This window comes from Micromonospora sp. S-DT3-3-22 (assembly GCF_015354745.1).
Lineage (GTDB): Bacteria > Actinomycetota > Actinomycetes > Mycobacteriales > Micromonosporaceae > Micromonospora > Micromonospora wenchangensis.
Genome location: NZ_JACGMO010000198.1, coordinates 1 through 7,521 on the forward strand (window position 1 = coordinate 1; position 7,521 = coordinate 7,521).

Consider the following 7,521-nt stretch of genomic DNA (forward strand, 5'->3'; position numbering starts at 1 on the left):
CGGGCCGGCCGGCGCGGGCGGCGGCGCTCCACTCGGCGAGCTGACCGACCCGCTTGGCGGCCTCGGCGAGGCGTTCCTCGGGCAGCTCACCGGCGAGCACCGCGGCCACGATCGCGTCGCGCAGGTAGCGGGCGGCGGCCTCGTCGGCGCGTTCACCGCCGACGCAGATCGCGTCCGCTCCGGCGGCGAGGGCCCGGACGGCGGTGCCGGCGAAGCCGTACCGGTCGGCGACGGCGCGCATCTCCACCGCGTCGGTGACCACCACGCCGGAGAAGCCCAGTTCCTCGCGGAGCAGGTCGCCGAGGATGCGGCGGCTGAGGGTGGCCGGCAGGTCGGGGTCGAGGGCGGGGACCAGCAGGTGCCCGGTCATCACCGCCTGCACCCCGGCGGCGACGGCGGCCCGGAAGGGGACCAGCTCACCGGCGTCCAGGCGGGCCCGGCTGGCCCCGATGCGGGGCAGGTCGTGGTGCGAGTCGACCCGGGTGTCGCCGTGGCCGGGGAAGTGCTTGGCGCAGGCGGCGACGCCGGCGGACTGAAGGCCGCGTACCCAGGCGGCGGTGTGCCGGGCCACCAGGTGCGGGTCGGCGCCGAAGGAACGCACCCCGATCACCGGGTTGGCCGGGTTGATGTTGACGTCGGCGTCCGGGGCGTAGTTGAGGGTGACGCCGAGGTCGGCGAGTTCGACGCCGAGGTCGCGGGCCACGTCCTCGGTGAGCGTCGGGTCGTCGACCGCGCCGAGGGCGAGGTTGCCGGGGCGGGAGCTGCCCCGGCCGGACTCGATCCGGGTGACGTCGCCGGCCTCCTCGTCGATGGCCACCAGCACGTCGGGGCGTTCGGCGCGCAGCGTCGCGGTGAGCGCGGCCACCTGTTCCGGGTCGACGACGTTGCGGGCGAACAGCACCACCGCGCCGAGCCCCTCGGCCAGCCACCGGCAGACCCAGTCGGGCGGGGTGGTGCCGACGAAGCCGGGTTGCAGGACGGTGGCGGCCAGACCCGCCAGGTTGCGCTCGTTCATCCGGCCCCGGTACCCCCGTCGCGTGTCGACGGCCCGATGCCGTCGCGGTGCTGCCATGGTCACACCGGGCGAGGTAATAGTCAATAAACCTTACTGTTACTGTCTGGCGTCGGTCGGGGCGACGTGCGACAGTGCGGGGATGGACCTGCCGCCGCTCGCCGACGCCACCTCGCCGGCCGACATCCCCGGCGTACGCCTGCTCGGCCTGGTGGTCGGCGGGTTGCTGCTGCTGGCCGCCATCCGGGCCATGTTCGGCCGCCGCTGAGTTCGGCCGCCGCCGGCCGACTGATCCCGCGCCGGCCGGGGTACCGCTAGCGGATGTCACGCCGCACCCGGCGGCGCGCCCAGCGAGGGGGCACCATGAGGATCGGCTACTTCCTGTCCAGTGAGGAGTTCACCCCGGCGCAACTGCTGGAGCAGGCCTGGGCCGCCGAGCGGGCCGGCTTCCAGGCACTGTGGATCTCCGACCACTACCACCCGTGGACGGACGCCCAGGGGCAGAGCCCCTTCGTCTGGTCCGTCATCGGGGCGCTGAGCCAGGTCACCACGTTGCCGGTGAGCACGGCGGTGACCTGCCCCACGGTCCGCATCCACCCGGCGGTGCTGGCGCAGGCGGCGGCGACCAGCGCGGTCATGCACTCCGGCCGGTTCGTCCTCGGCGTCGGCACCGGCGAGGCGCTCAACGAGCACATCCTCGGCGACGCCTGGCCGCAGACCGACGTCCGGCTGGAGATGCTGGAGGAGGCCGTCGAGGTGATGCGGGAACTGTGGCGGGGCGACTTCGTCAACCACCACGGCCGGCACTACACGGTGGAGCACGCCCGCGTCTACACGCTGCCCGACACACCCCCGCCGGTGTACGTCTCCGGCTTCGGACCCAAGGCCGTCGACCTGGCCGCCCGGATCGGCGACGGCTACGTCAGCATGATGCCCGACGGCGACCTGGTCAGCCGGTTCCGGGACAACGGCGGCGGCGACAAGCCGTGCCAGGCCGGCTTCAAGGCCGCGTACGCCGACACCGAGGACGAGGGCGCGCGGATCGCGTACGAGACGTGGCCCAACGCCGGGGTGCCGGGCGAGTTGTCCCAGGTGCTGCCCTCCCCCCGGCACTTCGAGCAGGCGGCCCAACTGGTCACGCCGGATCAGGTGCGGCAGGGCTTCGTCTGCGGCAACAGCGCCGACGCGCACCTGGAGATGATCGACAGGTACGCCAAGGCCGGCTTCGACGAGGTCTACGTGGGCAACGCCGGCCCGCACTGGCCGGGCCTGTTCGACCTCTACCAACGTGAGGTGCTCCCCCACCTGCGCTGAATCCCACCGTCCACGGGTCACCGACACGCACCGCCGTCGGTGACCCGTGGTCGACCGGGCGTGCGCACCCGGTCACCGCGCCTGACCTGCGCCGTACCGGCCGGCATGGGCGGTGTGCCCGATCCGGTGGGAGCGGTTTCGGGGTCGATCCGCCCGGGTACCTCCGGCCCTCGATGAAGCTGTCCATGCACTCGACGACGTTGCGCCGCGCGGCGCGCAGCCTGTTCGGCTGGAAAGCGCTGCGGCCCAACCAGCTCGCCGCCATGCGCGCGGTGATGAAACGACGCGACGCCCTGGTGGTGCTCCCCACCGGAGCCGGCAAGTCGGCGATCTACCAGATCCCGGCGAGCCTGATCCCCGGGCCGACGGTGGTGATCTCCCCCCTGCTGGCCCTCCAGCAGGACCAGATCGCCGCGCTCAACGAACGCCAGCGCCCCGAGCTGCGCGCCGTCCGGATCAGCTCCGACGAGAGCGCCGCCCAGCAGGCCGAGGCGATCGAGGAGATCCGGCAGGGGCGGGCGGAGTTCCTCTTCATCACCCCGGAGGCGCTGGCCAACCCCGACCGGATGGCCGAGGTGAAGTCGCTGCGACCGGCCCTGGTGGCGATCGACGAGGCGCACTGCATCTCGGCGTGGGGGCACGACTTCCGCCCCGACTACCTGGCGTTGGGCCACCTGATCGACGGTCTCGGCCGTCCGCCGGTGGTGGCGCTGACCGCCACCGCCTCCCCACCGGTACGCGACGACATCATCGCCCGGCTGCGGCTGCGCGACCCCGAGGTGGTGGTCTCCGGGCTGGACCGGCCGAACCTGTTCGTCGAGGTCGCCTACTGCCCCACCGACGACTACCGCTGGCGGCGGCTGATCGCGTTGCTACGCGACGACGAGCGGCCCGGCATCATCTACGTGCCGACCCGGCGGGCCGCCGAGGAGCTGGCCGAGCGGCTGACCACGGCCGGTTTCCCGGCGGAGTACTACCACGGCGGTATGCCCACCGCCGCCCGGCACGGGCTGCACGAGGCGTTCCTCGCCGACCAGGTGCCGATCATGGTGGCGACGTCGGCGTTCGGCATGGGCATCGACAAGCCGAACATCGCCTGGGTGGTGCACATGGCGCTGCCCGACTCGCCGGACAGCTACTTCCAGGAGATCGGCCGGGCCGGGCGCGACGGTGCGCCGGCCCGGGTGCTGCTGCTGTGGCGGGCCGAGGACGTCGGCCTGCAACGCTTCTTCTCCGGCGGCCTGCCGGACGAGACCGAACTGCGGGACCTGGCCGCGCTGCTGCGTCGCCGGGCGACGACGAAGAAGGCGCTGCGCGAGGCGACCGGCCTCGGGCCGCGCAAGCTCGGGCAGTACCTGGCCCTGCTGGAGCAGATCGGGGCGGCCGAACCCCGGGCCGGGCAGAAGATCGGCGCACCGCGCTACTCCCCCACCCCGGTCGAGGCGGGCGCGGCGGCCCTGGCCGAGGCCGAACGGCAGCAGACGGTGACCCGCTCGCGTACCGACATGATGCGCGCCTTCGCCGAGACCACCGGCTGCCGGGGGCAGGTGCTGCTGGCCTACTTCGGCGAGCAGATGTCGCAGGTCTGCGGGCACTGCGACAACTGCCACGCCGGCACCAGCGTGGCAAGCGACGGCGCGGTCGGCCCGTTCCCGGTGCACAGCCAGGTGCGGCACCCGGAGTGGGGCCCCGGGTTGGTGCTCAACTACGAGGAGGACCGGATGACGGTGCTCTTCGACGAGGTGGGTTACAAGACGCTCTCCGTGCGCGTGGTGTCCGAACAGGGTCTGCTGACGCTGGACTAGCCTGACCCGGGCGACCGCCCGCGTGCGGTGCCTGCAGTGAAACGAACCGAGAGGGGCTCAGTCGTGATCGAACAGCCGGCGTACACCGGGTTCGGGTTCTCCGACGAGGAGTGGGGGCTGCTGGTCGGCCTGCCGCAGTCGGTCCTGACCGCGGCCAGCGCCGCCGAGTCGGACGGCGCCCGACGCACCCGCGCCGAGAACGCGGCCGGGCTGGAGACCATCTCCGCCGGCCGGGAGTCGGCCAGCCCGCTCGTCGCCGCCGTCGCCGGGGAGATCGTCTCCCGGGTGGGCGACCCGGAGGCCGGCGAGGAACTCCCGGTGATCTCGCCGGCCGACCCGCAGGCGCTCATCGACGACGTGCTGGTCCGGGCCGGACAGGCGGCCACCCTGCTGGCCGCGAAGGTGGACGAGGGCGAGGCCGGGGCGTACCGGCACTGGCTGGTGGAGATCGCCGACCAGGTGGTCGGGGCGGCGTCCAGCGGGGGGCTGCTCGGCCTCGGCGGCGACCAGGTCAGCGACTCGGAGCGCAAGTTCCGCGACCGCCTCTCCCAGGTCCTCAACGACTGACGTCGACCACGGCGACGGGCCGGGCCAGCCTCACGGCGGCCCGGCCCGTCGCCGTCTCGTCGGCCGGTCGGCCGTGGTCGACCCAATGTCGCCGATGGTGCGGTGTCCCGGGCACTTCGATGCCGCTGAATCGGCGAAGCAGCAAACCCGACCGCCCACCCGGACCCCGCGCGGAGCGGGCCGGTGGGGTCTTCGTCCAGAATGGAGGGGAAGTGCCCGCCGACGGGGAGGCCGGACATGGTGCACCGCACGGTGATCGACACCGAACAACTGCCGCCGACGGAACGGTTCGGGATGTGGCTGGACCTGGTCGCCCGGACCGCCGCGCCGCTGCGCATCCGCTCCGACCACCAGCACGACTTCCGGGCCCGCGCCGAGTTCGTCGAGCTGGGCCCGATCCGGCTGGTGCGCTACCGCTACCCGTCACTGGAGGCGGTCCGCACCCCGAAGCTGGTCCGGCGCACCGAGGTGGACTTCCACATGCTCGCCCTCACCACCAACGGCACCGGCGTCGCCGGGCAGGCCGGGCGGGAGAGCCGGCTCGGCCCCGGTGAATTCACCTTCTACGACGGCTCCCGGCCGCACGAGGTGAGCCACCTCGGCGACGGCAACGGCGCGGAGCACGCCGCCTCGATCGTCGCCCTGGTCCCCTACGGGGCGATCCCGCTCACCCCGGACCAGCTCGCCCCGCTGCTGGCCGGCCGGATGTCGGCAAGCGAGGGGATCGGCGCGCTGGTCGCCCAGTACCTGACCCGGATCACCACCCATCCGGAGCAGTACCAGCAGGCCGACGCCGAGCGGCTGGGCGGGGTGGCGCTGGACCTGATCTCCACCATGCTCGGCCGGTACCTGGTCGCCGAGGACGAGATGCCCCGCGAGGTACGCCGCCGGGCGCTGCTCGCCCAGGTGCGGGCGTACGTCCAGCGGCGACTGGGTGACGCCGGGCTGACCCCGGCCACCATCGCCGAGGCGCACCACATCTCGGTACGCAGCCTGCACCGGCTCTTCGAGGAGGAGCACGCCACTGTGGCCTCGTACATCCGGGAACTGCGGTTGGAGCGGTGCCGGCGGGACCTGGCCGATCCCGCGCTGGCCCACCGGCCGGTGCAGGCCGTCGCCGCGCGCTGGGGTTTCCGGGACAAGGCGCACTTCAGCCGGGTCTTCCGGGCCGCCCACCAGCTCACCCCCCAGGCGTACCGGACGCTGCACCTCCAACAGGCACGGATCGACAACAGCACGGCGTCCGCAGTCAACCCGGGACCGACATACTGACAGTGGGCCGACGGTCACCCGACCGGCCGGCCCGACGGTAACGGGGGACCGCGGCGTGGCGTCCGTGACCCAGGTGGGTCACGGGCGGCCGCCCGGTGCCGCAGCCCCTCCGCAGGCGCGACCGTCGTCGCCCCGGATGGCCTCCCGGCCGCACCCGCCCCGACCCCGTCGCGCCTCCCCCCAGGAACAGCGGCGGGGTCGGTCAGGTCTCCGCCAGCAACTCCAGCACCGACCGTTCGACCTGCTCACGCGGGGCGTCGGCGGGCACCGGCAGCACCACGCCGTCGTGGTAGAGGTCGACCACCCGGGGGTCCACGTACGACGTACGGGCCACCGTGGGGGTGTTGCCGAGCAGCTCAGCGACCTCCCGCATCACCCCGGCCACCGCCCGCCGACGGGCCGTGACCGAACGCTGCGTCCCCACGGTCGCCAGCTCGGTGGCCGCCCGGACGGTGGCGTGCCAGGTGCGGAAGTCCTTCGCGGTCATCTCGCCGCCGCTGGCGTCGCGCAGGTAGCCGTTGACCTCGTCGCTGCGCACGTCCCGCCAGACCCGCCCGTCCCAGTAGCCGAAGAGCCGTTCCTCGGTGCGCCGTCGCCGCCGCAGGTCGGTCAGCACCTGGCACAGCTGCGGGTCCTCGATCCGGCGGACCTGCTCGATGCCACCCTTGGCCGGGAACTCGAAGACCACGCAGCCGCCCCGGGACCGGGCGTGCTCCGGGCGCAGGGTGGACACGCCGAAGGTGGCGTCCTCCCCGACGGCGTACTGCTCGTTGCCGACCCGGAAGGTGCCCATGTCGAGCAGCCGCACGACGGTGGCCAGCACCCGGTCCCGGTTCAGCCCCCGCCCGGCCAGGTCACCGGCGATCCGGTCGCGCAGGGTCGGCAACCGGCGGGCCACCTCCAGCACGTGGTCGAACTTCGCCTCGTCCCGCTTGCGCCGCCACTGCGGGTGGTAGAGGTACTGCCGGCGCCCGGCGGCGTCGGTGCCGGTGGCCAGGATGTGCCCGTTGGGGTATGGCGCGATCCACACGTCGGACCAGGCCGGCGGGATGACCAGCTCGCCCAGCCAGGCCAGGGTGTCCGGGTCCCGCACCCGCTCCCCGTGCCGGTCCAGGAAGGTCCAGCCCTTGCCGCGTCGGCGACGCCCGTACCCCGCCCGACCCGGATCACTGCGCCGCAGTCGCACCTCAGACCCGTACCGTTTCCTCGGCCTCGTCCACGGCGGCCAGCACCCGGTCGACCGGGAGCGCCGCCCATCTCGCCGCCGTACCTACCCCCGGCGCGACGCCGCAATCCTCGCCCGTGGCCCAGAGCACCCGGTGCCACGGCCGGTCGGCCGGCGGGCCCCAGCGGGCCGGCGGCACCGGGCCGAACAGCAGCACCGACGGGATCCGGTAGGCGGTGGCCAGGTGACCGACCCCGGTGTCCCCGCTGACCACCAGCCGGGCGGCGGCCACCAGGGCGGCCAGCTCACCCAGGTCGGTGCGGCCGGCGCTGACCGCACGGACCCGGTGGTTTCCCTGGCTGGACCGCACGTGGCACGATCCCGGC

General features: G+C 73.8%; 8 protein-coding genes. 5 read left to right on the top strand and 3 right to left on the bottom strand.

Annotated elements, in window-relative coordinates; genetic code table 11:
* The coding region (locus H1A17_RS32630) for a glycoside hydrolase family 3 protein (RefSeq protein WP_194823688.1) at window positions 1-1,015 on the bottom strand (1,015 nt) is incomplete at its 3' end.
* Window positions 1,016-1,154: 139 nt separating this feature from the next.
* Here H1A17_RS32630 and H1A17_RS35245 point away from each other — a divergent pair.
* From H1A17_RS35245 to H1A17_RS32650, 5 genes are all read left to right on the top strand, one after another.
* Window positions 1,155-1,280 carry a hypothetical protein gene (locus H1A17_RS35245; RefSeq protein ID WP_255470159.1) on the top strand — a complete coding sequence of 42 codons (126 nt, stop codon included), beginning with the start codon at window positions 1,155-1,157 and terminating at the stop codon, window positions 1,278-1,280.
* A 95-nt stretch (window positions 1,281-1,375) separates the two neighbouring features.
* Window positions 1,376-2,326 carry a TIGR03557 family F420-dependent LLM class oxidoreductase gene (locus H1A17_RS32635; protein ID WP_194823689.1) on the top strand — a complete coding sequence of 317 codons (951 nt, stop codon included), beginning with the start codon at window positions 1,376-1,378 and terminating at the stop codon, window positions 2,324-2,326.
* A gap of 173 nt (window positions 2,327-2,499) precedes the next feature.
* Window positions 2,500-4,131 carry an ATP-dependent DNA helicase RecQ gene (locus H1A17_RS32640; RefSeq protein WP_194823690.1) on the top strand — a complete coding sequence of 544 codons (1,632 nt, stop codon included), beginning with the start codon at window positions 2,500-2,502 and terminating at the stop codon, window positions 4,129-4,131.
* A 63-nt stretch (window positions 4,132-4,194) separates the two neighbouring features.
* Window positions 4,195-4,698: a hypothetical protein gene (locus tag H1A17_RS32645; RefSeq protein ID WP_145918845.1), complete on the top strand. Its 504-nt coding sequence runs from the start codon at window positions 4,195-4,197 to the stop codon at window positions 4,696-4,698.
* 237 nt (window positions 4,699-4,935) lie between these two features.
* The gene (locus H1A17_RS32650) at window positions 4,936-5,970 is read left to right on the top strand and encodes a helix-turn-helix domain-containing protein (RefSeq protein ID WP_145918844.1); all 1,035 of its coding nucleotides are present in this window, start codon (window positions 4,936-4,938) and stop codon (window positions 5,968-5,970) included.
* Between the two features lie 202 nt (window positions 5,971-6,172).
* On the opposite strand, the gene H1A17_RS32655 is transcribed toward H1A17_RS32650, so the two are convergent.
* The gene (locus tag H1A17_RS32655) at window positions 6,173-7,156 is read right to left on the bottom strand and encodes a DNA topoisomerase IB (protein ID WP_145918843.1); all 984 of its coding nucleotides are present in this window, start codon (window positions 7,154-7,156) and stop codon (window positions 6,173-6,175) included.
* Between the two features lies 1 nt (window position 7,157).
* Window positions 7,158-7,521 (bottom strand): glycosyltransferase family 9 protein (locus H1A17_RS32660; protein ID WP_305070383.1); only part of this gene is annotated, 364 nt, incomplete at its 5' end.